Genomic DNA, 26,223 nt, shown 5'->3' with positions numbered 1-26,223 from the left:
CAGAGATTATATATCTCTGATGCCTTTTATACATTCGTTAACTATTTTTAGCCATGAATCTTAAACGTATTCCTAGTAACAGAAGCATAAAACCGATGAATGGAACGTAATTCGTATTGTGTCCTGTAGCTGGGAGTTGTTGATTATTAGAAGAACCTTGTCCTTGTTCTGGTAAATTAGGTTTTTCTACTCCCTCACCTGGTTTTCCTGTTCCTTCACCTGGTTTTTCTACTCCCTCACCTGGCTTTTCTGTTCCTTCACCTGGCTTCTCTGTTCCTTCACCTGGTTTTCCTGTTCCTTCACCTGGTTTTCCTGTTCCTTCACCTGGTTTTCCTGTTCCTTCATCAGGCTTCTCTGTTCCTTCACCTGGTTTTTCCGGATCTTTATCTGTATCTTTTTTATTTGTAATTTGAAGCTTTACAACTTCAATTTTTTCATTAGAAATCGTAAATTTCATTTCCTTATCGGATAAAGTATATCCTTCTGGCGCTTGGATTTCTTTTAAAGTGTAATCTCCTGGTTCTAACTTCTTAGAAGTCGCTTTACCGCTCTTATTTGTTGTTAATGTGTCGATTTTTATTCCGTCTTTCCAAATTTCAAACACTGCGCCTGCTAATATTTTATTTGTATTATTAGCGTCTACCTTTGTAATTTCTAATTGACCTGTAATTTCTTCTTTCACTTTTTCATTCATAACTTCTTGTTTTACTACTTCATTTGCTACAACATTTACTTCTACTGTTACTTCTAACGCTCTATAACCTTCTGGTGCTTTCGTTTCTTCTAACGTATACTTTCCTGGCACTAAGCTTTCGAATTTCACAACACCGTCTTTACTCGTTGTTTTCGCTTCTCCAACTACTTGACCAGCTTCGTTCTTTAATTTAAATTCCGCACCTTCTAGAACTTTTCCACTCTCTGCATCCTTTTTGATTACTTGTAAGCTTCCTAGTTCTTTTGCGTTTTCTATTTGTACTTCTACTACTTTATTTGCTTCCACAACGACTTCAATTTCTTCTTTTAGTAGTTTATATCCTTGTGGTGCTTTCATTTCTTTTAATGTGTACTTTCCTGGTTCTAATTTCTGAGAAATTACTTTACCAGTTTTATCTGTTCGTAATGTATCTACTTTCTTACCATCTTTATACACTTCGAATTCTGCACCTGATAACAATTTCGTTTTATCATTCGCATCTACTTTTACAATTTCGAATTGACCAAGGCTCTTACCGTTCGTTACTTTTACATCAATAACTTTTTCACCGTCAACTGTTACATGAATTATTTGTTTTGTTAACTCATAACCTTCTGGTGCTTTTGTTTCTTCTAACGTATATTCACCTGGCACAAGTCCGTCTACTTTAACCGTTCCAGACTTATCTGTTGTAATTCCTTCTTTTACAACATTTCCTTTCGCATCTTTCAATGTAAATTCTGCGCCTGCTAAGCGTTTCGTTTGATCTTTATCATCCATTTTAATAATTTGTAGAGAACCTAAGATTTTTTCGTTTTCTGCCTCTACTTTTACTACTTCTTTCTCGTTTTGAATTGTTACTTTCCATTCTTTATTTGAAAGCTTGTAGCCCGCTGGTGCTTTCGTTTCTTTCACTGTGTATTCACCTAGCGGTAATTTTGGTGACCTCACTTTTCCACTCTCATCTGTTTTCAGTTCCGCTACCTTTTTACCATCTTTATACACTTCGAATTCTGCACCTGATAACAATCTCGTTTTATCTTCCGCATCTACTTTCACGATTTCGAATTGACCTGTTACTTTTTCATTCGTAACTTCTTGTTTTACTACTTCGTTCGCTACAACGTTTACTTCTACTGTTACTTCTAACGCCTTATAACCTTCCGGCGCTTTCATTTCCTCTAACGTGTACTTTCCTGGCACTAAGCTTTCGAATTTCACAACACCGTCTTTATTCGTTGTTTTCGCTTCTCCAACTACTTGACCAGCTTCGTTCTTTAATTTAAATTCCGCACCTTCTAGAACTTTTCCACTCTCTGCATCCTTTTTGATTACTTGTAAGCTTCCTAGTTCTTTTGCGTTTTCTATTTGTACTTCTACTACTTTATTTGCTTCCACAACGACTTCAATTTCTTCTTTTAGTAGTTTATATCCTTGTGGTGCTTTCATTTCTTTTAATGTGTACTTTCCTGGTTCTAATTTCTGAGAAATTACTTTACCAGTTTTATCTGTTCGTAACGTATCTACTTTTTTACCCTCTTTATACACTTCGAATTCTGCGTCTGATAATACTTTCGTTTTATCTTCCGCATCTACTTTCACAATTTCGAATTGACCTGTTACTTTTTCGGGGATCTTTTTATTCACCACATCTACAGTCACTACTTTATTAGCCTTTACATCAACAGAAACTGAACTAGATGATAATTCATATCCTTTCGGTGCTTCTACTTCTTTTAATGTATAGCTTCCAACTGGAAGTTGTTTCGATAAGGCTTCACCTTTATCATCTGTAACAATTGTTTCCACAACTTTCCCATCTTTATCGATAACATCAAATTTTGCACCTGGTAGAAGTTGACCAGATTCACTATCTTTTTTCAATAATTTAAATTGGCCATTCTCTACTTTTCTCGTATTCTTCATAACAAGTTCAATTACGTTTGTATTATCAATTGTTACTTTGACTGGTGTATCAACTTTTATATATCCTTCTGGTGCATTTATTTCTTTTACAAAATAGTCACCAAGTGGTAAATCTTTAACTTCCGCAATACCCTTTTCGTTTGTTGTAACAGTAGCCACAACGTTATTATCTTTGTCTACAACATCAAATTTTGCGTCTTTTAAAACAATATTTTCATCGTTTTCATCAACTTTTTTAATTTGTAAATGTCCTTTTTCAGCTGCTGGTCTATTCCATTTTGGCCAGTTAAATTTAAAGTTATGAACCTCAAAACCATCTCTTTGGTGTAATCCTCCAACATAGGCTTGTCCATTAATAGAACCACCTTTTGTTTCTACAACTGCATTAGGTGCAAACACACTACCTACTACACCATAACCTTTAGTTGTTATCTTTGTAGCATTAGGAAATACCCAAATTACCTTACTAGCTAACTCAGTAAAAGATGAAATAGGGTCGTATGCTTGAGATGTATTAATTAAATCCGTCGCCATCCCAGTATTTCTTGTATCATACAAAATTGCACCGCCACCAAAACTCACTTCTTCTGCATCTGAATAAATAACAATAAAGTCTTTATTCTCTACATTCGGAAGAAAAACGTCTTTTACATCAAATGCTTTCTTTCCCGTCTGGCCTGAAGAGACATAAATATTAGGGTTATTTACATCTTCACCGATTCCAAAACTCATATTAGGTTTTGGCTTATCAGTGTGTAGTTTACTTGCATCCCCAATTACACCATCAACGTCTTTTCTAAATTCTTTAAACTTAGCATCAATCTCCGCTTGCTCTTTATAAGAGATACGGTCATATGATGTTTTCATCGCGCCATCTGGGTCACCGTCTTTTGTCATCGCCACTGTTCCATCTTGAATAATTACCTGTCCTGCTCCCGCTTTCGTAAATTGACCGCCTAGTAATAATGATGGATATCCTTCATCTATCCAAGTTGCTCCAGCTAAGTTATTTGCTCCAGTTGCAGCTGCTACGACTGTATAACTTGATGCGTTCATATTTTTCTGAACAGCCATCGCACCTTCAATATCCGCACTCGTTGCACTATGATCTCCAAAAATGATGGCGTTGTAATAAGATACATCACCTAAACCTTTTAACTCTGTTGTAGCTGCCTCTGCTTTAAATGGTAAATGGATTAAAAAATTCATACATATTAGTAATACAACTATTAAACTACTACTTAACTTTTTAATTTTTTGATTAAATGATTTCCTCAAGAAATTCATTCCCCCTTTTAAACTTCCTAAAATCACAAAAAGAAGCACATTTCATATGTACCAGGTCTTACTCACATTAACTTAAAATAATCCATTTAAATACAACAAAAGAACGCTACAACTACTTAATAAAATTACTACAATTCATTTTTGAAATAATACGTGAACTAAACTGTCATGCGGAAATACTTTTACGTATGGGAGCCCAATAAAATTAATATGAAGAATATTTCATGTGGTGTAACTATTTTGACAACATCATTCACTTTACATTAGTTTTCTAAAGGATTCAAGTGAATTGTATAGATTTCATACACAATTCACATTTTAAAACGTTTCCATTCCTTTTAATAAGCTCAACAAAAAAACGTAGCCAAAAAGCTACGTTTTTCTTTCATCGTTTCGGTGTATTTTTATGATTCTTCAAAAACGGAAGCGGGAATTGCTTACGGAAATGCTCTTTAATCATGTACTCTACACCATTTTCACTATTTGAACGTGTAATCCAATCTGCTGCTTGCTTTAATTCTACAGGCGAGTTCCCCATCGCTACCCCAAGTCCCACGTTTTCAATAACCTCTAAATCTTCCATACTATCTCCAATCGCAACCATTTCATTTAGCGAAATATTTAAATGCTCTCCAAGCAATTGTAATCCACGTAACTTTGATACATTTTGCGGTAAAATTTCTATTCGTTTTGAATCACATTCAACATACTCTACATCTTGGAACGCTTTTCTTAATGTATTTAGCCCGCGTTCTTTTTCACCTTTAGTTTGGAAAAGAACATCAATTTTTGGCGCCGCTACCGGATGGTCACGAAGCGCGTCACCTAACGAATCTACAAATTGAACTGGATAAAATAACGGATCTGCGCTTGATAATACAGTGCGCGCAATTAAGTTTGGTGTATTTCTCTCACGATTTCCTATCGAAAACCGTTCATGAGAAATGCGTACGTTACAATCAAAGTGCTCTAACACTTGCACAATGTTAAAAGTCTTCTCTTCAGATAATCTTCTTTGAACGTACGGCTTATCTAACGTTGCTGAAACGAAAGCACCACCATGTGTCACTAATATAGAATCTAATTTTAACGCCTTTGCTACTTTATGGGCGGATTGAAAATTACGACTCGTAAATAACGTAACGTATACATCTTTTCTTTTCACAAATTCAATTGTTTCTCTTAATCCTTTTGCAATTTTTCCATTGTTGTATAGTAGTGTCCCATCTATATTAAGAGCTAGTAAGCGATAAATCATGTCGCACTCCCCCTCTTCGCTGTTGTACTCTATCCATAATTTATGAAATAAATGTAGCAAATAGAACGAGTTAGAATTACTACTGAAAATTTGGTTTACTATATACATATACACTTAGCAAAGGAGATAGTACAATGCAGGCACCTCCTTCTTTTTATGAAGGCGATACGTTAGAAGTCGCAAAAAAATTACTCGGGCAAAAACTTGTTCATATTGTAGACGGAATAAAGCGAAGCGGAATCATTTTAGAAGTAGAAGCATATAAAGGCCCAGATGATAAGGCCGCACATAGTTATGGAGGCAGACGGACAGATCGCACAGAAGTTATGTTTGGTGCACCAGGGCATGCTTACGTATATTTAATTTACGGTATGTATCATTGCTTTAACGTTATTACAGCGCCAGTGGGCACCCCACAAGGTGTTCTCATTCGAGCTCTTGAGCCGGTAGATGGAATAGAAGAAATAAAACTAGCGCGCTACAATAAGACCGAAATTACAAAAGCGCAGTACAAAAATTTAACGAACGGTCCTGGCAAACTATGCCGTGCACTTGGCATCACTTTAAAAGAACGCGGTGTATCGTTACAAAGTGATACGTTACATATTGAATTAGTTCCAAAAGAAGAACACATATCATCACAATATAAAATAACAGCAGGACCTCGTATTAATATCGACTATGCAGAAGAAGCTGTACATTATCCGTGGCGTTTTTATTATGAGGGGCATCCGTTTGTTTCAAAGAAATAAGCGATATCAACGATTTTTCAAATATATCTATCGTAACTTACAATATATCAACGATTTTTCGAATATATCTATCGTAACTTACAATATATCAACGATTTTTCGAATATATCTATCGTAACTTACAATATATCAACGGTTCGACAAGAAATATCGATTTATCGACAAATAATAACATTACGAATAAAAGAAGACTGTTCCAAAATGGAACAGTCTTTCCCTCTTACTCTGCACCTTCCGCAGTTGCAATATTATCCTCTAAATTTTCTCTTGATAATTCAGCCGCCATAAAATCAGCTGTTTCTGGAAGTGCTAAATGCATATGAGCTTTTTGACAAATTTGGATCGTACAGTTTTCTATAACATAGTCGAAAACATGTCCGCCCCCGCTTCTTTCATCATCAATGTAATGTAAGTGGAATCCAGCTACCCCAATACCTTGTGCGTAATCTGGTGTCCAAAATCCAGCAAGCGTACCTTCTGTATTTTCAAATGAAAAGATTGGTTGTGATTTCGTCACTTCAACGAGCGGTGTATACGGTTTTTCTTGTCTTGGAACAGTTCTCGTCCTTACTTCACGGAACGTACCGTCCATTCGAATACCGTAAAACAAGTTTTTACTTGGCATTAATTCATGTAATAACGCTTCAACTTCTTCACGATTCATCGGACGCTCTACCTTATAACTCATTTCTTTTTCAAAAAACGTTACAGTCGCAAATGGCGTTGTTTCTTCTGGCTCTACTTTTTCTGCTGAACCGTCTGAACGTAAATGATAAAATTCATTATCAAATGCAATCATTTCACCATCTAATTGATCAAATGTGCCGATGCCGAAATCACCATGTTTTTTCAAATCTTCAAAGCTAATTACACCATCATATATACCATCTAATAGCGCAAGCATTGTAGATGTTTGATATACTTCATTACTCGTTTTCGTTTTTTTCGCATCAATATCAATTAATTGCGCAACAGTCATCTCAAATCTGCCTCCATTAGTTTAATTGGTTTGGTAATAATTTTTCGCTTAATTTAATGTTGTCACGATAGTCAATTGGAATATCAATAATGACAGGACCATCTGCTGCTAGCGCGGATTTTAACACACCTTCTAATTCATCAGGCGTGTTAACACGAAGACCTAACGCCCCGAAACTTTCCGCATATTTCACAAGATCAACATCGCCAAACTCTGTAGCTGATGTTCTGCCGTATTTCATCATTTGTTGGAATGCAACCATATCATATGTGCCGTCTCTCCAAACAAGATGGACGATTGGAGAATTTAAACGTACCGCCGTTTCTAACTCCATCGCTGAGAATAAGAAACCACCGTCACCTGATACGGAAACTACTTTTTTACCTGGTTCTACTAAAGTAGCTGCGATTGCCCAAGGAAGTGCAACACCTAACGTTTGCATGCCGTTACTAAATAATAATCTACGTGGTTCATAAGAACGGAAACATCTCGCCATCCAAATAGAATGGGAACCGATGTCACATGTAACAGTTGTATCGTCACTAATTAAAGAACGAAGTGTACGAATCACTTGAAGTGGATGCGTAACACCTTCTGAAGGACGATTTGGAACTTCTGCTTGTTCTGATAATTTCGCGCGTAATCGTTCTAACACTGCTTCTGATTTCGTACTTAATACAAGTTTCGGTAATTTCTCTGCGATGCTATTTACCGTTAAAGCGATATCACCAATTAATTCACGCTCTGGTTGGTAATCATGGTCTATATCTGCTTGATGGTCATCAAGATGAATAATCGTTCTGTCGCCAAGTTTATTCCAGAACTTTGGATCATACTCAATTGGATCATAACCGATAGAAATAACAAGGTCTGCTTCTTCTAGTAAAATATCACCTGGTTGATTACGGAATAATCCAACGCGGCCGAAGAAATGATCTTCTAACTCACGTGAAATCGCACCAGCTGCTTGATATGTTTCAACAACAGGAAGCTCTGTATCCGCAATTAATGCACGAACAGCTTTCGTCACTTCATTTGTACTTGCTCTCATACCGAGTAAAATAACTGGTAATTTCGCTGCTTTTATTTTTTCTACTACGTATGTAATATCATGTGTGGGAGCGATTCCAAGCTGTGGCTTAGAAAGCGCACCGATAGACTCTACAGTCGTTTCCGCAGTCATAACGTCTTGCGGCAAACTTACTAAAGTTGCTCCTGGATTTGTAGAAGTCGCACTTCGGAATGCATTTGATAATGCTTCTGGCACATTATCAGGATGCTCTACTTCTACGCTATATTTTGTGATTGGTTCGAATAGTGCAGCATTATCCATAGATTGATGCGTACGTTTTAATCGATCCGTACGCGGTACTGCACCAGCTAAAGCAACAACGGGATCACTCTCCGCATTCGCAGTAACAAGACCTGTCGCTAAATTTGATGTCCCTGGTCCTGAAGTTACAAGACATACGCCCGGTTTCCCTGTTAATCTACCAATAGCAGCTGCCATAAATGCTGCATTTTGTTCATGACGACAAACGATTAACTCTGGTCCTCTTTCTTGCAATACATCAAATACAGAGTCAATCTTTGCTCCTGGAATACCGAAAACATGTGTAACACCTTGTTTAATTAAACAATCAACAACAAGATCTGCTCCCTTTGTTTTTGTCTTCACGTCGTTTGCTTTTACACCTGTACTCAAAACTAATCACCCTTTATTTCATAATGTGTGTAATAAAGATTTTAATTTCACCTAGTTAATTAAGCTGGTGAAGTATCATTTATCATTATATTACAAATGCATTATTTTTCCAACAATATGAATTCGACATTATTTTGACAAGTTTTAAAGAATGCGCTTACAACCTTTTGTTTATCTTAAAATAACATTTTTATATCTCTGCTAAAAATGCACAAAAATACTTCCACCTATTCACATTATTAACAAATTTATAGTACCTTGCAAAGAACAATAGTAAGTGATATATTTGTAAATAATGGAATACCCATTATTTGGAATGTTATTCACGATTAGTATATCTCCTTTCAAAAAGTAGATATAGATTGTGTGTGCTGTTTAGAAAAAAGATAGGATTTTCAGCCATAATTCATCATTTTATAAAGGAAAGTGATTGTTATGAACAAAAGTGAATTTTTAGAGCAACTTAGTTCTTCCCTACGGAATATGCCTAATTTAGAAAAGGAGGATATTATCTCGGAGTACGAAACTCATTTTATTAGTGGTAAACAAGATGGAATATCTGAAGAGGAAATTTCTAAAAAGCTAGGAAACCCTAAAACCATTGCTAAAGAACTTACTGTTTCCTATGCAATAAGCAATGCTGACAGTAAACGAAGCTTCAAAAATATGATAATTGCACTTTTTTCTGTTATGAGCTTAAGTGTTTTAAACTTTGCCTTTATCTTTATCGCCTTTTTCGTACTACTCTTTTTATTACCGATTCTTCTAGCACTTATCATTGCCACGCCAGTATTAATTATTTCGCCTATTTTATTAATAGGATTAGGATTCTTTAAAGGGTTTCATCAAATTAGTTATTCCGATGTTTATAATGTGTTCATCGCTTTTTGCGTCGGTTTACTCATATCCGTCATATCTTATCAAATGGTAAAACATCTATATGCACTTTTAGTAAAGTATTTGAAATGGAATATTGCTATTTTACAAAGACACTAATGAATGTAAAAGGAGATTAAAATGAAGAAATATACTTTATATTCACTCATGCTACTTACAGTTTTATTTCTATCAGCTTGTTCAAACAGTGCAGAACCTAAGGAAGAAAACGATGTACAATCTATTAAAGATGTTACGGTTAAAATTCCGGAAACTATATTCACTTCCTCAAAAAAGAATGAAACTATTAATGAAGATGAAATGAGAAAAAATATAAAAGATTATATAGATTATAGCTGGGAGTTATCTGAAAACATCATTCCACTTGCCTCAACAACTCCTGATAAGAATTTCACTGATTCCGATCGAAAAAAATTACAAAAACTAATCGATCTAGCGAAACAAAACGATATGAATTTCCATGAGTTTATTAGTAATAATAATTTACCTACTGATTATAAAAAACCTTCAAAAGAAATCTATGAATTTATGTCATCATCTACGGCTATTTTCGTAGAACTAGATCAAGAATTAAACAAACTCGCCCAAGATGGTAACTTATTCAAAGCCGATTTTTCTTTTACGAAGCACCTTGAGAAAGCTAATGGACGGAAGCAAAAAGAGATTGAAAAGTTTTTAAACGAAAAAAACATTAAAACTTCAATTAACAGCAATAAAAAAAATTAACAGATGTGTTACATATCCCTTTCAAAATAATCAATAAGAAATGGCTATTTTGAAAGTTTTTTTTAATATCTGAGGATGCACTTCATCCGTTTCCTATAAAAAAAAAGGCCTCCTTAAAGGAGGCCCAAGCAAAAACAACAAACGCAAAATAACAACAAATAATGGACGATAAAATCACTATATTGACAAAGTATAGGATTTTTATCAATTGGAGTAACTCAACCCTAAATTACTCTTTTAACAATGCAATACTAATAACTTATTACAGCAATTTTTTACCGTGTCTTAAAATAATTGACTGTCTTTCAAATAATTCTATTTATATTGATTGTTATTAATTAGTATATACTTGAATACGACTATACACCCTAATAAAAGGCAATATATTAAGCTGTTAGTCCTCGCGAGTTTATTTTGCCTTTAATGTAACTATACTATATTCTTCTATTTGCATCACCGAATATTCTTCTCGTACTCACGCATTTTTCCTTGCGTGAATACCGCAATTTATTACATCGGCGTATCGGCTAACACCCACTCTAACTTTCCTTTATACTCTAGTCCCACTTTAATAAGCGGAATAGGCTCAACAAATAATCGGATACCGTTTGATTCGTCATTCCAAGCTACTTCAGTCGGTTCGTTATTCGTTAAAATAGACGCAGCTACTTCTACAGCCGTTTCACCTAACAAATATTGTTGACTGCCCTTTACATACCTCATAGCACCAATTAGCTGTTCTTTTCCGTCCAAAGTTAACGGCTCTGTCTCTTTAACGCATATCTTCCACGCATTTTTTTCAGGCCGATCATCCCTCCTTCTCAATAATTCGCGACGGAGGGATGATACGTATGTATATCCGTTGCAAATGAATTCGTCCAGTCTAGATTATACCCCTTATACTTTTTAGTAACTAATTCATTTGTACCATCTGTTTGTATTTCTGTCATACTGCCATCATTCGCATCTTGTATCACCCTCTTTTCCCATTCATAACGCAGTGCACATTTTAAACATAATATAAAAACATTTTTATATTACATACCCTTCTCTTTCACACCCCGTATATTATCCGAATTCCTCCGAAATCATTTAATATTTACAAAATATCACTTTTCATATATTTCTTAAGTCACTTCATTTATAAAACGTACTTTTCGCACCTGTTAATTCACAGCCTTGTGAATCTGTAAATTTGCCATTCTAGCTAATATTCTCTTTCTTTCAAATACTTTATAAAAAAATACAAAACACTATTTCTTAACAGTGTTTTGTATCATGCTATCATTCTCTTATTATTACTTAATCAATATATTTCGTTTACCATCCTTATTCGCCGCCTTTTTTCTTAGAGCGTCTTCCTAGTAAGAATACTAAAACTAGTAATGCTACAAATAATAAAATTCCACCTATAATATAGTACAGAGTATAATCCTTTTTGGCCTCTACAGCTGTATCATTTAACTTCTGTGCTTCTTTTCCTTCAATCGTAAATTTCTTGATCCACTCCCATTTCTGATCACCATCCGTTGCCTTCATTTCTAGACGGTATGTTCCTGGTTCTAAAGCTTTATTGTCCCAACTAATTGCATAATCAAAGTTAGAATTTGGTGCCATTCTTAAATTTTCTTTTTTCGTTTCATGTAGTATATCTTTACCTTTTTCAGTGTACACCTTTGCATCTACGCTTAAATTCTTTAACATTGCTGGTTTTATATTTTGTAAATTTGCTGTCACTACATTACGTGCATTCACTTGTCCTGGCTTTACTTCATTTAATTTCATATCTGGTTTTACTTGGGCGTCCGTTTCTCTTAAGACAACACCAATTGCGTATGCATATTTGTTTTCAATCTGTACATTATCAGATGTTCCTTTTTCTTTTTCATCTTCTTTTTCTTTAAAATACAATCCACCTAAAATAACACCATCAAATGATTCAACTGGCATTTCAATACTCACATCTAATGTAACTTTACCTTTCGCTGGAATTTTTGTTTCTTTTTGTACTTTAGCAATTTTAGAAAATGGGGTTTTAAGTGTAGAGTCTAATTGAGGATCAATCATGCTATAGTCAGTAATACCATTGCTATTTGTAATAGCTGTATTCGCATGAGTTTCTACTATAACCTCTTTATCCGTATCATTTTTCATTTGCACTTGAATTGTTTGCTTTTTACCTGGTTCCATCTTTAAATCGAAATATGTTTGATTCTTGTCAACTTGGTTTTCTGGAATTACTGCTGTTACTGCAAATTTCATTTCTGCTGCGTACGTTGTAACACTAGCAATATTTAAAATAAATACAATAGCTAATAAACTACTCAATATTTTTTTAATAGATTTCATACTATATTCCTCTCATATTCAATAATTTGATATACAAACGAAAGAGATAAAGATATTAAATCTATCCTTATCTCTTTTTATGCCCTATATGATTAATCTTTACACAGTTATATTACATAGGTGCGTCTTTTAATTCCCAAGTTAGAGAAGTTGTGTACTCAGCTTGTTCTTTCTTTGTTTTACCTGGAACACTTAGCTCCACACTCTTCTCCGCATCTTCTACTGATTTACCGAATGTGTTTACCCATGTTCCCATACCTTGCTCTTCTTGCGCAGTTACAACATCAGATGCTTGACCTGGAGTTAACGTAATATCTTGTGCAGCTTTTGGTGCCTCACTTCCAGATGCTGAATGTAACGTTCCATTTTTCAACGTTAAAGCTGCTCCTGTTAAATCCCTGCCTTCTGCAGTTTTAAATTGGTCGTTTTGTGTTACTGATAACTTCCATCCTGCGTTTGTACCACGGTTATCCGTTACTTGTACGTAGTTTGGTACTTTCATTGTCTCAGTTGTATCTTTTTTTGTTACTGAATCTAAACTAGCGTAGTAAATTTCGTTGTTACCAGACGCTTTGTGTTTTTCAAATTGGAAGTTTGATACATAGTCAATACTTAATGGACCTTGTGTTCCTGGCTCATGTGGGTCGTTTGGATCTTTTGGATCTTTTGTTTCTACTTCAACACTTGGATCTAGTGGACTAACTGGATTTACAATTTCAGTATTTTTCTCAAATTTGATAAATGCTTTTGAGTTTAGTGTTCCACCATCTTCAGCTGCAAACGTTGGTGCTCCTGCTGCTAATACTGTTGAAAATGATACCGCTCCTGCTAATGCTAATTTCGTTAATTTCATATAATTTATCTCCTTTTATCTCTTTTTTCGTTTCATGATTATTTGCGATGAATTATTGTGGTGTATCTTCTAAAGTCCAAGTTAATGATGTTTGGTATTTCGCATCTTTTATTTTTGCAGTTGAACCTGGTACAGATAATGTAACACTTTCTACTCCTTTTTTAGCATCTTCACCATACATAGTTACCCATGTTCCCATACCTTTTTCAGCTGCAGCAATTGCTACTTCTTGTGTATCTCCGTTTGGATTTAATGTTACTCCTTTTACTTCTGGAGCATATTTCTCATTTGTTGCAGACTTTGCAACTGGATTGCTTAACTTCAGTTCAGCACCGTCTAATACTGTTTTATCTTTATCATCGGCTATAAACTGACCATTTTGTTTTACTGTCAATTTCCATCCTTTGTTTGTTCCACGGTTATCTGTTACTTGTACGTAGTTTGGTACTTCTGTTGATTCTTTTGCACCTTTTACTTTCAATGTATCAAGTTTTGCGTTATATACTTGATCATTACCTGACATAACTTGCTTGCCAAAATGGAAATTTGATACATAATCAATACTTAATGGACCTTGTGTTCCTGGCTCATGTGGATCTTCTTTATCATTAGGATCTTTCGATTCTACTGTTTCATCTGGATTAAGTGGGTTAACTGGGTTCGTAATTTCTTCACTTTCTGTAAATGAAACATCTGTAACTGATTTCATTGTTGCAGCTTCTTCTGCAAATGCTGGTGCTCCTGCTGCTAATACCGTTGAAAATGATACTGCTCCTGCTAATGCTAATTTTGTTAATTTCATAATTTGCCTCCATTTATATAATTCTATTTATTTAAATAAAAACTTGCGTTTCTATTTTTCCTATTTTTACTTCTAGCTAGTGTTAGTAACATAAAAAAAGCCGCTATAATACTACTTAAACCTAAATATTGAAATAGATAAAAAGATTGTCCACCTGTTTTCGGTAGCTCCTTCTTATTTATCCGGTCATCAGATGTATCGATTACTAAATTAGATCCATCCGGTATCAATGAATCAATAATTGTAGTGGGAACATAACTATTTGAAAAAGTAATTCCTGCTTTTGAATTCACCTTGTCTGCTAATACCTTTTCATGAAATGAGAATATTGGTATTAAAGCAAGCATAAACAACATCAAGCATAAACATTTTTTTAACATTACATTCTCTCCTTTCTAAAATTTATATCTATATTTCTCTTAGATATATCATCTTAATTAGGAGCATCCGTTAGTGTCCATGTTAATTCACCTTGATATTTTGTATTCATTTTCACATTCGGCCCTGGTACTACTTGAAGTCTAATTCCCTCATTTTGTTCCCAGTTCACTTCAATACTCTTATCATCTGTCGGTGTATGTGAAATTACTTCTACGCTCTCTTTACTTAACGTAAGGTCAGTTCCATCCTTTGTTGTATAGATCATCGCACCTTCTAATTTATCGTTAGTACGAGACGTAAGTGGTTTTGTTTCCTTTACATCCACACGCCATTTCTGTCTCTTTATCCTTTCATCTGCTACCGTCAATTTCCCATTCATAGAAGTAGGATTATATATCGTTGGTTTGGATGGAATAAGCAAATTTTCAAAAGAGATCGTTTGTGGAACATTCACTAATTTCAAAGTTCCCACTACTACTTTTATAGGTACTTGTATTCTTTCCTCTACTCCTTGTGCAGTGCGAATTACAGCTGTAACAAAATACTCTCCTATAACATTTGTTTTTGGAATGTTCTCCAAACGAACTACAGATATTGGTTTATCAATATTATCATCCGTATCTACAGATAATTCTGTTACAAAGGTCGAAATATCCATCTTTGATAAATCTGTGTTAATCCTTACAGTTTGTGGAACCGCTTTTCCTGTAGGGGTACCTTTGTACTGTATTTTCGCAATACCTTGATTACCTTCTTGTCCCTTTTTATCTCCATCAATATAGTTTTTGGCAGAAACAGGGACCTCTAGATAGCCTTTTTTATAATACTTCTTAAAGTCAGCCTCTTCTTTCAAGGAGCCTCGAATTTGCATATCATAAAATTTACCACCGAACTCTGACTTATTTACAATATTAGCTTTGGCAGTAGCTGTAACCTTATCATTTTCACGTGTAATATCAAAATAACTACTTATATCCTTTTCATCTTCATCTAAAATCTTTACATTTTTTACATTGAAATCTGGATTTACTTTACTCTCAAGTACAAATGAAGTTGGATTAGAAGATGCAATGGCTTGCGGAGGCATATCTTGATATACATGATAATATAGTTCTCTATCAGCTCCCTCCGTCACTTCACCTATTACTTCAGGATGCGGTATACCAACCTTGGACATAGCTTCATATTCATACCTTACCCGTGATGTTGAGTCTCCTAATCGATAGATACGCATTGGTAATTCTGTTATCCCTGTATAAGTGAATGTCATATTTGTATCTTTTCCAGCTGCACCACCAGCAGTTCCCACAAAATTAGCAGTGCCATCACCATTATCTTTATATGTTATTGTCGTATTGTCATACGTGTATAAAGAATTGAAATGCTTTTTATCTACATTTAAGTCTATAGCCTTATGACTATTCAATTTATTAATGTTCCACATACCAGATACAGGCACTAACTCTCCCGTTTCATGGTCATAAAATTCATAAGAAATATCAGCCGAAGATCCAACTCGCCCCCAATACCTCATTTGCAAGAAATCCTTTTTACCACTTACTTTACGCGGAGTGGCTACATTGACTTTGGTGACTCCATCGAACTTTATAATATTGACACGTATATCTAGCCATCTGCCCATATAAATTCCGGCTTTTTCTATATGAACATACGATTCCTTATCGGGATTTACGTTTGTAAAGTCATAAGACTGGTATGTTGAGTTAGTATCTGTTGTACTCCCAACAATTTTATACTTTACTTGTGTACTCCATCTCCATTGAAGAGCATATTCTCCTGGAATCATAGATCCCGTACCATCCTTTGAACTAATTACATTAACATTTGGATACTGAATTATACTCTGATGAGTTTCATCTGCATGTTCTACCAAGGCAGTAGCAGTTTGCTTTTCTTCCTCTACCTCTACTATTTCTACGTTCGTATCTTTGGCAGCATTTAGTTCTTCTCCATTACTAGTTACGTTATTACCTTCTTTAGAGTTCCCATTTGATGTAGCCTCTGATTTTTCTTCCTCTTGGGCATTTTCATCTATCTGACCAGACATTCCCTCAGTTGGCTGAACATCTACTTTTCCATCACTAGTAGTCTTTTCAACTACTCTCGTCTCTTCATTCAATTCCTCTGTTTTCTCTATCAAAAGATTATTTGGTTCCTGAATAGCTTCCTGAACATTTTCTGAAACATTCAGATTAACTGCTTTCGTTTTTATCTCAGTGTCCCCGTATTGAACCTTTGCCACAAATGCAAAATCCCCTGGCTTCTTTCCCTTAATTGACAAAAACACCTTACCTAAACCACTACTTTGCGATTTTCTTTGGATTTGAATTGTTGAATGCTCTACCACATGGATTGTTTCAATTGCTTCATTAGTTTCATTCAACTTTTTTGTAGCTTCTTCATTGAAATTTACGCCTTCAGGTAATTGCAACTCAACCTTATCATTTTGATTCCCTGGGTTTTCAATTTCTAAAACGATGTCCTCATCTACCTTTACCTTACTTTTATTTGCTTGCATAATAAAAGTTGATATCTCATCACCTGTAACAGCATAAGCGGTGTTCGAAAAAACACCCAAAGTACTAATCTGAGTAAATAGAATCCCACTAGCTAAACATATTTCCCCAAATTTCTTTGTTCTTCCTCTCAATTTACTCCCCCTTTCTTTCTTATTAAAAGATACCTAAATTTTATGGGATTATTGTTGTACAATTCTCTAACTTGATTATCTTTCTCTCCTTGTCACTTCATTATCGCTTCTGTTATCTACACTAATATTAAAGGACACCCAATCCCATTCTCATATTAACTATTTTTTCCAAATACCGAAACGAAAAAACAAAGCAATGCCACGCAAAAACACTTGCGCTTACAACGCAAGTAAATCTCCTTGCTAACAAAAAAAAGTTCCTTCCCAAACGAAATTGGAAAAGAACCTCTTATCAAATATTTTATTTCCGAGCTTATGTCACTAAGTACCATTTAAGGTTATAAATCAAGAGAAGGAATAAGCCACAGCTCCTTCGCTTTCTGAACAGCTTCCATCCGAGAAGAAACTTTTAATTTATGAAATATATCTGTCAATTTATACTCAATAGAACGCTGACTTAAATTCAAAATTCCAGCAAGCTCTTTATTTGTTTTCCCTTTACTCACTTCTATTAGAATTTGTTTTTCATCTTCATTTAATGAAACTCTATTGGAAAGCTCTCCATGTTCGGTAGCTATATTCGAAATCGCTTCTTTTATTCTTAACTGCTTAACAAATTGCTGGGATAGAACCACTTCTTTTCTTACTGCATGACGAATAGAAGTAATTACTTGTTCCTCTGACGATGTTTTACTTAAAACTCCTAAAACTCCGCTGTCTATAAGTAGATTATAGTGCGAAAGTACGTCAAATCCTGTGAAAATAAGAATCGATGCCTCTGAATGTATCTTTAATATTTTCTTAGATAACTCTAAACCGTTTATATTTGGCATTTGTAGATCAATTAAGTAAACATCATATTTTTGATTCTTAATTATTTTTTCTACTTCCATACTATCATGTACTACATCTACATTCATCTCATCGTATTTTTCAATTAACGCCTTCGTCCCTAATCCTACTGCAACATGGTCATCTACTACAAGTACTGAAATCATATTCTCACCCTTTCAATATCGTTACATACAATATCATCCTATCATCTGATGATTCATCGGAAACTAATTATCTTTAAATTTAATAATTATTTGCAAACCGAGATTAGGTTTTGATTCAACAGACATCTCTCCATTCAGACTTTGTATCCTAGTGACAATCCCAGACAATCCTAATGTGTTGTAAGAATGGTTTACTTCATCTAACTTAACACCTATCCCATTATCTACATAAGTTAAATATAGGTGATTGTCTTTGTGAAATAATCTTATCGTTACATTTGTCGCTTTTGAATGTTTCATTGCGTTATTTAATAGTTCTTGTATAATTCGATAAATCGCTTGTTCATGTTCAATACTAGGCACAACAATTCTTTCAGGAATATCATAATAGAAAAAAAAGGTCGCTTTTAAATTAACTTGCTTAAATAAATTCAGTAGTGCTTGTTTTAAACCTAACTCATATAAAAATGGTGGCCTCAAATTATTACACGTTTCACGAATTGTATAAATATGATCTAATAGTTCTTCATGTATTTCATTAAGTATATCTTTCATTTCCTCATCTTTAACACGTTCATTATAACTCTCAAATTTTCTAGTTAAACGTATTTGATCTTGCAAAACCCCATCATGTATATCACTTGCAAGATTTGTTCGTTCTTTTTCCGATAGTTTGAACATAAGTCTCGCCAACCATATTGGTGGGTGCTCTAAATTTTTTATCTCTTGTAATTGCCTTAATAGATCTTCAATTTGATTAGAACACTCTAATAATAAATCTGTATAATTACATAATGTTTCAATCCAAACTATTTCATCTACATTTAAATTTTCTTTTCCATTATAATTACACAATAAAATAAGCATTTTATCTGCTGAGGCAGATAAAACAAATCCAAAGTGTTTTTCTAACTGCACGATAGAACCAACCTTGTAGGTATCTAGTTGATGATTAAATAAAGTTTCTATCGTCCGGTGCGGAACATATTCACTATCCAAAATACGGACAGACTTCTCAACTTTATTTATTTCTACGCAGCACGTCTCTTCAAGTTTTAAAATATCCGCTATCTCTCTTCGCATACTATAAATTAAATTTGATAGTTTATATTCATTTTTGGCTTGATGTAAAAATCGATGCAAACTGAATTGATAATTTTTTTGATGATGATATAAACTTTTCCTCAACTTAAAATCTATATAATCCTTAATATATAAAAAACAAATACAGATAATGATAGCAATAACTCTAAATTTTACCCACTCTAATAGACTTGCCTCACTCTCTTCAAAAAGGACCATAGTTAATACTGCCAAAAATATGTTAATCCCTACAGATAAAATAATATAGTGCGGTAATCGCTGAACGATAAATCTAAAATCAAACAACTTCCCTGCAATTACTAAATAAAACAAGCACACTGGGATGAATAAAAAGAAAATCCCCGTTGTTTCACTGCTTATAAATTCTTCCCCATAATATAAATTTGGAATTAAATATAAACAAACAAATGGGGTTGCCGATACAAAAAAACTAATAATAATAATTTTTAAATATTTAATGTAACTACTATTTTTACTTTTCAAATAAAACCTTACTAAAAGGTATACTGTAAAACAAAATAATATAAAACTTAAAGTGACTGTAAACAAATTAGCCCATTCATTATGTTCTACATACACAAAAATACTCACTATAATAAGGAATACCGATATTGCATTTAAAACTTTTAATTGTTTTGGTATTAAAAACTTTATTTCATTATGCAAGAAATACAACATCATGAATCGAATAAAGAAAGTAAATGAACATACTAATGAAATTGAGGCCACAATAAAAGATAATATATCCTCTCTTTCAACAGCCATAATGCTAATAAAATTTACTCCAAGAGAAATTAAAAAATATACTAGATTAGTGGTACTACGATTCATTTCAGGAACAAACATTAAAAGATATAATGCCATCAAAAAACATACGATATAAAATCCAACTGGAATGAGAAGATGATAAAATAATTGCTTACTATAAGGCGGATATTCTATCTCATACTCCTTTATTTCCCCGTTCCTACTTAATGTGATTTTTTTTGCTTGTTCAATGGAATGATATGCTACAACTGTAAAATGTTTAGATGGTAATTCGCCATCAATTTTTTCTATAATATCTCCTATTTTGAAATCTCTTTTTCCCGCCCAACTATATTTTGATAAGTCGTATATAACATATTGGTTAGAATCTAGTTTTATAGATATACCTATTTCCGGATACTTCATTATTATATTAGAAAAATAACAGCTGACTATAAGCGAAAATAATAGAATCAACAACTGCCACTTAGATTTCCACATTCTCGCTATCATTGCATAACTCCTTTTGCAAACACAACCATATACATTGCCCCCCCTAGGTATTTAAAAAAGGAATTTTTTTGATTTTCATTCCTCAATAAAGATAGAATTATTCACCTTATACTTTCAACATTAAAAATAAATCCGCATTTTTTCAAAGGTAAATAAAATATAAATTTCCCTCCCTAGGTATTCTTACAAGGAAATTTTTTCGATTTTTATTCCTTAATAAAGATAGAATTGTTTGTCTTACACCTACAACATTAAAAATAGCTCTATATTTTTCAAAAGCAAATAGATTACATGCACTTCTAAAAAATTAGAACCCCCAAAAAAATATATACTCATTATCATTAGATTAGGAAAAAATTATAACACAAAGCAAAAAAATTTATAAGATAACTTTTCGTTATATATAATATATTAATATATTATCACTTTAGTACTATCTGGCTGATGTGTTAAATAAAATTCATTATTCTTCTTATAAATCTCAATACCTTTTGTAAGTATCTTTACATTATTTATAAAAATAGTTGAATCATTTACCCAAATATTTTCGACCAATTGCGATCCTTGATAAAAGAAGTCATTTTCTATCATCATATGAAGTACATGTTTTGCTAATATTTCCGTTTTAAAAGTATTTAAATCTATAAGAGTCTCCATCTATTCTAACCTCTTCCATTTATCTCTATCAATTGTCTTATTGTTAAATACATTATATGTAAAAATTACAATTGTTTCACCGAAATACTAATGCGCTATCACGAAATAGATGGACAACCACCGAAAGAGAATTCCCTCAATATATTTTTTATGCATATGACTCCCCGACTACTTTAATCTTTTATTAATCACCAAATACGGTCACCGCAATATAGATGCGTGTAAACGAAAATATAAAATACGTCCTGGCATATAAGTAACATTATATATACATATAAAAAAGTTCTATAAACAACCAAAAAGACGCCCCCATAGGAGCGTCTTCCACTATTACGCTTGTTGTTGCGCGCTATATAATTCTTCAAGTGGCTTCATGATAATTTTGTTAACGTCACCGATTACAACGTTTAGGCGTTGCTCAGTTTCCATTAATTTTGTAATTTTAGCATCTTGTTGAATGCGAGCTACAACTTCTTGTGCTTGTTGGTTGTCTTCTTCAGTGATTTCTTGGCCTTGCATCATTTTCTGTTGTAGGCTAAGTTGCATTGTACGGAACTCATCGAATAAGTTCTTTGAAGCTGTGTCAGCTTGAACTGCTGCGTAGCTCTCTTTTAAAGTTTTGAAGTCTTCGTTTTCAGCGATTGCTTTTTGTAATTCATATGCAACATCATGAATGTTCTTTGTCATTTTATTTTTCCTCCTTTAGAAGGCTAGCGCTTTTCACTCGCACTGCCTTTTACGTGCATTTACATACGCACCTCTTCTTACCATATCAAACTATGCAAGAGATGTGAAGAAATTTCACTTTTATTTCTATGTACTCACCTTATTATCTAAGAAACAATAGTAACAATCCTTGTACGAGCCCGATCATTCCGCCTAATAACGCTCCTAAATACGTAATCATTTTCAATTCGTTTTTCGTAATAGACAGAACTAAGTCTTCTAATCTTTCTGTTGAGAATGTAGACACTTCTTGCTGGACAATTTCCGCAAGGTGTAGATTATTTAGTATACTCTCTACATTTTCTGTTCCCCACTTTAAGCCTTTCGCTACTGCACTTGGAACCACTTTTTCAATAATTGTTTCTCGAACTGGTTCACATACTTGCTGAACAGATTGATTTAAAAACTTACTCACTGTTTCCTCTACTTTAACTGCTGACAGCACGGAGCTTACAATCATTTCTTTCTCTACAAATGCTTCTAATTCTTTTACATCTCTTCCTTTTAACTTTTCCCACTCTTTTTGCAGTACGTCAGTTAAAAGCTGCTTTGTAGCATCTTGCCCTAAAAACTTAATAACTTCTGGCTGCACACGATCCACAACACTTACATTTCCTAAAAACATTCCGACTAAGTTAAGTAGCGTTCCGCGAGAAGCAAAGAAATCATCAATCATTTTTGAGAGACGTGCTTTCCCTTCTTCACTTTCAAAAAAGCTAATTCCTCGCTCTAAAATAAACGCAGAGACATTCGGAATCGCATTCTCTACTTTTTCATTTACAGAATGAGGTAAAGCCTGTTCCCATGTATATGTATAATACTCTGCTAAAAATGCATGAATTTTTTCTGTAATAACATGTTCGATTTTTCGAGTCGCTTCTTCTTCTACATGCGCTACATTCCATTTTTCTAACATATGTCGCAGTGATTGTTCATTCGTAATTACTTTATCCACTTCCACTTGCGCCCAGTGAATTAAACCTTTTTGAAACTCTTCATTTGTTAGCTTTTTTCCAATTCCTTCTGGTGTTAACAAATGTTCTACAACCATTTTTCCTAATTGAACAGCAAGTTCATCACGACGCTTCGGAATTAACCCTGGTGTAAATGGAACTTGAAACTTTCCGATATAAATAAGACGATGAGGACGAAATAACATTTTTATCGCTAAATGATTCGTGTATCCCCCAATAATTGCTCCGAGTCCTGTCGTCGTTAACATATTTAACCATATATTCATTACAATCAACCTTTCACTTCTCCAAAACTATAGCATATCATCATACGGACAAAAGTATAATGGTATAAAAACGTATTTGCAATATATAGCTTCGCCTATTATGCAAATAGTAGTAAAGGAGTGATTTCGTTGGTTCTCGGCCTTTTAACTTCTAAACTTCATTATGAGCAAACGTATTACACCGAAATCGCTAAACGCGCTCGGCTTTATCATAATGTCGTTGCCCAGTTTACGCCATTTTGTATTGATTCTAAAACAGACCTTGTTTCTGGTCTTATTTACGATACAGATACAGGAAAATGGAAAGAGCAAACATTCCCTATTCCTTCTTATATATATGATCGTTATTCTTTTCACGAGGAAACAGACTTTGAAAAAGCAAAATCAATTATTCACTCTTTGCACAACCGTCCTTCCACTACCTTTTTAAATAACACACTTATTAACTTAAGTGAACTACATGATTTATTTCTCACTAATAAAAAACTGTCTCCTTATATACCCAAATTTGAAATGGCAACGATACAAAACATTTTCAAACTTTTGTTAAAATCTAAAGATATTATTATACGCCCCACTAATATACATTCTAAAGATAACTTATATCGAGTCGCTTACAAAAATAAAACGTTTCATATCGATACAGTAAATGAAAAATACCATACTTCTCTTTCAATCAAGCGGACAGATGAATTTATATCTTGGTGTAAATCTAACATACGTTCATCACGCTACATAGTGCATACCATGCTACAACCACCAAATCAATTAACATACCCACTCCACATTCGAACTATTTTGCAAAAAAACAAAGAACAAACTTGGAATGTTATAGGTCAATTTATACAAAAAAGTTCATTTCCTAATCAGCTTTTACCTTCAGCAACAGACGATGATTCATTGCATTCATTTTCAAAAATTAAATACGTACTATCTAGTACAGGTGTGCAACTATTGCAAGACGCTTTACACGACATTATAAATGAAGTATTCCAAACACTAGATCAGTCTTATTCTTCATTATTCGAACTAGAACTTTCCACAATTATGGATCAAAAAGGCGCAATTTGGCTTATGTATGTCAACACGATTCCTCCTTACGAACAATACATTCGTCATAGTGATTCATTAGCTGAAAAGATATTTCACGGACCACTTAAATTCAGTCGCTTTACACCATAATGAAAGGAGGTAAACCTATTTTGAAAGAACATATATATACATTAAACATTTCAGATGAACATCCAAATAGCATTACTTTACCTTACGTTTTTTCTATTACACCACCTATTACATCCCTATCCTTCGGTATACGTCACATTGCAAGTGAAGAGGTGAAAATTCATTATTCCTTTACTCGCGAAATTATTATCGGAAAACATATTGCCGAAAAACTTTTACTGCCTCAATCAACTACTATTCATGCATTCACACAAAACCAAACAATTATTTTCGGACCATTGATTGGCATTTTTACAACTGGCTTTAACGATGATTCTTCTACCCCTTTAGGAAATCGTTCAATTGCTCTGAGTGAGTTGTTAACACCACCATTCTCATTACGACCGTTCGTATTCGTCTTTGGGGTTCAACATATACACTGGGAAGAAGAAACGATTGAAGGATATTTCTTTCAAGAGAAACAATGGATAAAGAAAAAAGTCCCTTTACCAAATGTCATTTACGATCGCTTACCGAATCGGCAAGCGGAAAATTATAAACCAATTGTCAGGGCAAAAAGAAAATTAGAACAAGACTACTGCATTCCATGGTTTAACCCAGGTTTTTTCAATAAATGGGAAGTTCATCAACTTCTTACGAAAGACGAATCAATTAAACCCTTATTACCAAATACAGAAGCATTTCAGCATTTTGAACAAGTAGAACGGTTTCTTGGCACGTATAAATCAGTGTACATGAAACCAATACACGGGAGCTTTGGTAGAAATATTCATCAAATATTTTATTCTCAAACAGAGAATTGCTACTACTGTCGTTATCGCGAAAATGAAGAAAATAAACTGAGAAAGTATCAATCATTAGAAACGCTTCTAAACCACGTATTAAAAGGACATGATTTAAAAAAGTTTATCGTACAGCAAGGTATTTCGTTACTTCGCTTCGATGGGCAACCTGTTGATTTCCGCATTCATACAAATAAAAACCATTTCGGTAATTGGATAGTTAGTGCAATCGTCGCCAAAATCGCCGGCAAAGGCAGTTTAACAACGCACGTAAATAGTGGCGGTGATACAAAATTATTACAAGAGCTTTTTCCAGATTCAACGAAACAAGTTCAAATTGAAAATAAATTAAAACATACTGCCTTACAAATAAGTTACGCGCTCGATGAACAAGTAACTGGAAATATTGGAGAAATCGGTTTTGATATCGGTTTAGACACAAAGGAAAATCCGTGGCTCTTTGAAGCCAACTCTAAACCTGGGCGAACTGTATTCCAAGATAAAAAATTAAAAGAGCAAAGTGAACTGACGCGCCAGTTATTTTACGAATATGCCGTCTACTTAACTGAACATTCTTTACGTGATACAAAAGAAAAAATGTCTCAAATAAAATCAGGGGCTTCATCAAACACCGAACATATCCCTTCTCCTATGATTCACTCACAAATACAAAAACAAAAACTTCCACCTAGATAATAAGGTGGAAGTTTTCTATTTACACAAGTTTTACTACAACCTCAGTTTCCACGTTACATACTCTGCAATAAAAAATATGATTGCAATATTCATTTGAATTATTATGCGTTAAACCATCTACTGCACTTAATAATTCTTGATCCATATAGGCACTATAATCGTCTATGTAATCTACAGACTTCCCATAATCTTGGAGTATACTTTGGCAATTTTGACAAGAATATGTTTGTGATTCTAATGCGTTGCAAAGCGGGCAAATTCCCATCATGATTCCTCCATACGTTATCGTTTATAAGCC

Annotated in this window: 22 protein-coding genes; 5 read left to right on the top strand and 17 right to left on the bottom strand. The window is 34.0% G+C overall.

Annotation, left to right across the window (positions count from 1 at the left end; genetic code table 11):
- Positions 1-37: 37 nt before the first annotated feature.
- Positions 38-3,898, bottom strand: coding sequence for a SpaA isopeptide-forming pilin-related protein (locus tag ACTFRU_RS07625; RefSeq protein WP_440037562.1), 3,861 nt, complete (start codon positions 3,896-3,898; stop codon positions 38-40).
- 394 nt (positions 3,899-4,292) lie between these two features.
- Positions 4,293-5,165 carry a Cof-type HAD-IIB family hydrolase gene (locus ACTFRU_RS07620; protein ID WP_000640431.1) on the bottom strand — a complete coding sequence of 291 codons (873 nt, stop codon included), beginning with the start codon at positions 5,163-5,165 and terminating at the stop codon, positions 4,293-4,295.
- Positions 5,166-5,299: 134 nt separating this feature from the next.
- On the opposite strand from ACTFRU_RS07620, the gene ACTFRU_RS07615 reads away from it, so the two are divergent.
- Positions 5,300-5,917, top strand: coding sequence for a DNA-3-methyladenine glycosylase (locus ACTFRU_RS07615; RefSeq protein WP_440037561.1), 618 nt, complete (start codon positions 5,300-5,302; stop codon positions 5,915-5,917).
- 220 nt (positions 5,918-6,137) lie between these two features.
- On the opposite strand, the gene alsD is transcribed toward ACTFRU_RS07615, so the two are convergent.
- Both alsD and alsS read right to left on the bottom strand, forming a co-directional pair.
- Positions 6,138-6,896 (bottom strand): alpha-acetolactate decarboxylase, encoded by a 759-nt coding sequence (gene alsD, locus ACTFRU_RS07610; protein ID WP_044306520.1) that lies wholly within the window; start codon positions 6,894-6,896, stop codon positions 6,138-6,140.
- Between the two features lie 16 nt (positions 6,897-6,912).
- On the bottom strand, positions 6,913-8,601 hold the full coding sequence (gene alsS / locus ACTFRU_RS07605; RefSeq protein ID WP_000103510.1) for an acetolactate synthase AlsS: 1,689 nt from the start codon (positions 8,599-8,601) through the stop codon (positions 6,913-6,915).
- A gap of 435 nt (positions 8,602-9,036) precedes the next feature.
- Between alsS and ACTFRU_RS07600 the strand changes: the two genes are divergently transcribed.
- Positions 9,037-9,597, top strand: coding sequence for an HAAS signaling domain-containing protein (locus ACTFRU_RS07600; protein ID WP_016121960.1), 561 nt, complete (start codon positions 9,037-9,039; stop codon positions 9,595-9,597).
- A gap of 21 nt (positions 9,598-9,618) precedes the next feature.
- Entirely contained in the window at positions 9,619-10,224 is a 606-nt protein-coding gene (locus tag ACTFRU_RS07595) for an NDxxF motif lipoprotein (RefSeq protein WP_000760978.1), read from the top strand.
- Between the two features lie 510 nt (positions 10,225-10,734).
- On the opposite strand, the gene ACTFRU_RS07590 is transcribed toward ACTFRU_RS07595, so the two are convergent.
- From ACTFRU_RS07590 to ACTFRU_RS07535, 12 genes are all read right to left on the bottom strand, one after another.
- Positions 10,735-10,977 carry a hypothetical protein gene (locus ACTFRU_RS07590; RefSeq protein WP_325864458.1) on the bottom strand — a complete coding sequence of 81 codons (243 nt, stop codon included), beginning with the start codon at positions 10,975-10,977 and terminating at the stop codon, positions 10,735-10,737.
- Positions 10,978-11,045: 68 nt separating this feature from the next.
- The gene (locus ACTFRU_RS07585; protein ID WP_325863467.1) at positions 11,046-11,201 is read right to left on the bottom strand and encodes a hypothetical protein; all 156 of its coding nucleotides are present in this window, start codon (positions 11,199-11,201) and stop codon (positions 11,046-11,048) included.
- 352 nt (positions 11,202-11,553) lie between these two features.
- Positions 11,554-12,573 (bottom strand): DUF916 and DUF3324 domain-containing protein, encoded by a 1,020-nt coding sequence (locus tag ACTFRU_RS07580; protein ID WP_157418335.1) that lies wholly within the window; start codon positions 12,571-12,573, stop codon positions 11,554-11,556.
- 112 nt (positions 12,574-12,685) lie between these two features.
- Complete coding sequence (locus ACTFRU_RS07575; protein ID WP_325863465.1) at positions 12,686-13,426, bottom strand: WxL domain-containing protein; 741 nt, start codon at positions 13,424-13,426, stop codon at positions 12,686-12,688.
- A gap of 52 nt (positions 13,427-13,478) precedes the next feature.
- Positions 13,479-14,228, bottom strand: a complete 750-nt coding sequence (locus ACTFRU_RS07570; RefSeq protein WP_440037560.1) for a WxL domain-containing protein — start codon at positions 14,226-14,228, stop codon at positions 13,479-13,481.
- Between the two features lie 23 nt (positions 14,229-14,251).
- Complete coding sequence (locus ACTFRU_RS07565) at positions 14,252-14,608, bottom strand: LPXTG cell wall anchor domain-containing protein (RefSeq protein WP_157418337.1); 357 nt, start codon at positions 14,606-14,608, stop codon at positions 14,252-14,254.
- A 53-nt stretch (positions 14,609-14,661) separates the two neighbouring features.
- Positions 14,662-17,280, bottom strand: a complete 2,619-nt coding sequence (locus ACTFRU_RS07560) for a WxL domain-containing protein (protein WP_157418338.1) — start codon at positions 17,278-17,280, stop codon at positions 14,662-14,664.
- Between the two features lie 338 nt (positions 17,281-17,618).
- Entirely contained in the window at positions 17,619-18,278 is a 660-nt protein-coding gene (locus ACTFRU_RS07555; RefSeq protein ID WP_157418339.1) for a response regulator transcription factor, read from the bottom strand.
- 63 nt (positions 18,279-18,341) lie between these two features.
- Entirely contained in the window at positions 18,342-20,642 is a 2,301-nt protein-coding gene (locus ACTFRU_RS07550; RefSeq protein WP_157418340.1) for an ATP-binding protein, read from the bottom strand.
- A gap of 411 nt (positions 20,643-21,053) precedes the next feature.
- Positions 21,054-21,299: a hypothetical protein gene (locus ACTFRU_RS07545; RefSeq protein ID WP_157418341.1), complete on the bottom strand. Its 246-nt coding sequence runs from the start codon at positions 21,297-21,299 to the stop codon at positions 21,054-21,056.
- A gap of 330 nt (positions 21,300-21,629) precedes the next feature.
- A complete protein-coding gene (locus tag ACTFRU_RS07540; protein ID WP_000164614.1) occupies positions 21,630-21,986 on the bottom strand; it encodes a YlbF/YmcA family competence regulator in 357 nt (118 codons plus the stop codon).
- A gap of 142 nt (positions 21,987-22,128) precedes the next feature.
- Positions 22,129-23,265, bottom strand: a complete 1,137-nt coding sequence (locus ACTFRU_RS07535; RefSeq protein WP_440037559.1) for a DUF445 domain-containing protein — start codon at positions 23,263-23,265, stop codon at positions 22,129-22,131.
- A gap of 129 nt (positions 23,266-23,394) precedes the next feature.
- On the opposite strand from ACTFRU_RS07535, the gene ACTFRU_RS07530 reads away from it, so the two are divergent.
- Together ACTFRU_RS07530 and ACTFRU_RS07525 are read left to right on the top strand one after the other, a co-directional pair.
- Entirely contained in the window at positions 23,395-24,447 is a 1,053-nt protein-coding gene (locus tag ACTFRU_RS07530) for a YheC/YheD family endospore coat-associated protein (RefSeq protein ID WP_290102175.1), read from the top strand.
- Between the two features lie 20 nt (positions 24,448-24,467).
- On the top strand, positions 24,468-25,925 hold the full coding sequence (locus ACTFRU_RS07525; protein WP_000658103.1) for a YheC/YheD family endospore coat-associated protein: 1,458 nt from the start codon (positions 24,468-24,470) through the stop codon (positions 25,923-25,925).
- A gap of 19 nt (positions 25,926-25,944) precedes the next feature.
- Here the strand turns inward: ACTFRU_RS07525 and ACTFRU_RS07520 are convergent, their stop codons facing one another.
- A complete protein-coding gene (locus tag ACTFRU_RS07520; RefSeq protein WP_000510476.1) occupies positions 25,945-26,190 on the bottom strand; it encodes a hypothetical protein in 246 nt (81 codons plus the stop codon).
- Positions 26,191-26,223 lie beyond the last annotated feature (33 nt).

The sequence above is a fragment of the Bacillus cereus group sp. MYBK220-1 genome, from assembly GCF_051916445.1.
GTDB lineage: Bacteria > Bacillota > Bacilli > Bacillales > Bacillaceae_G > Bacillus_A > Bacillus_A cereus.
Note: the sequence above shows the minus strand (reverse complement) of the source record. Positions and strands in the feature narration are given on the sequence as shown.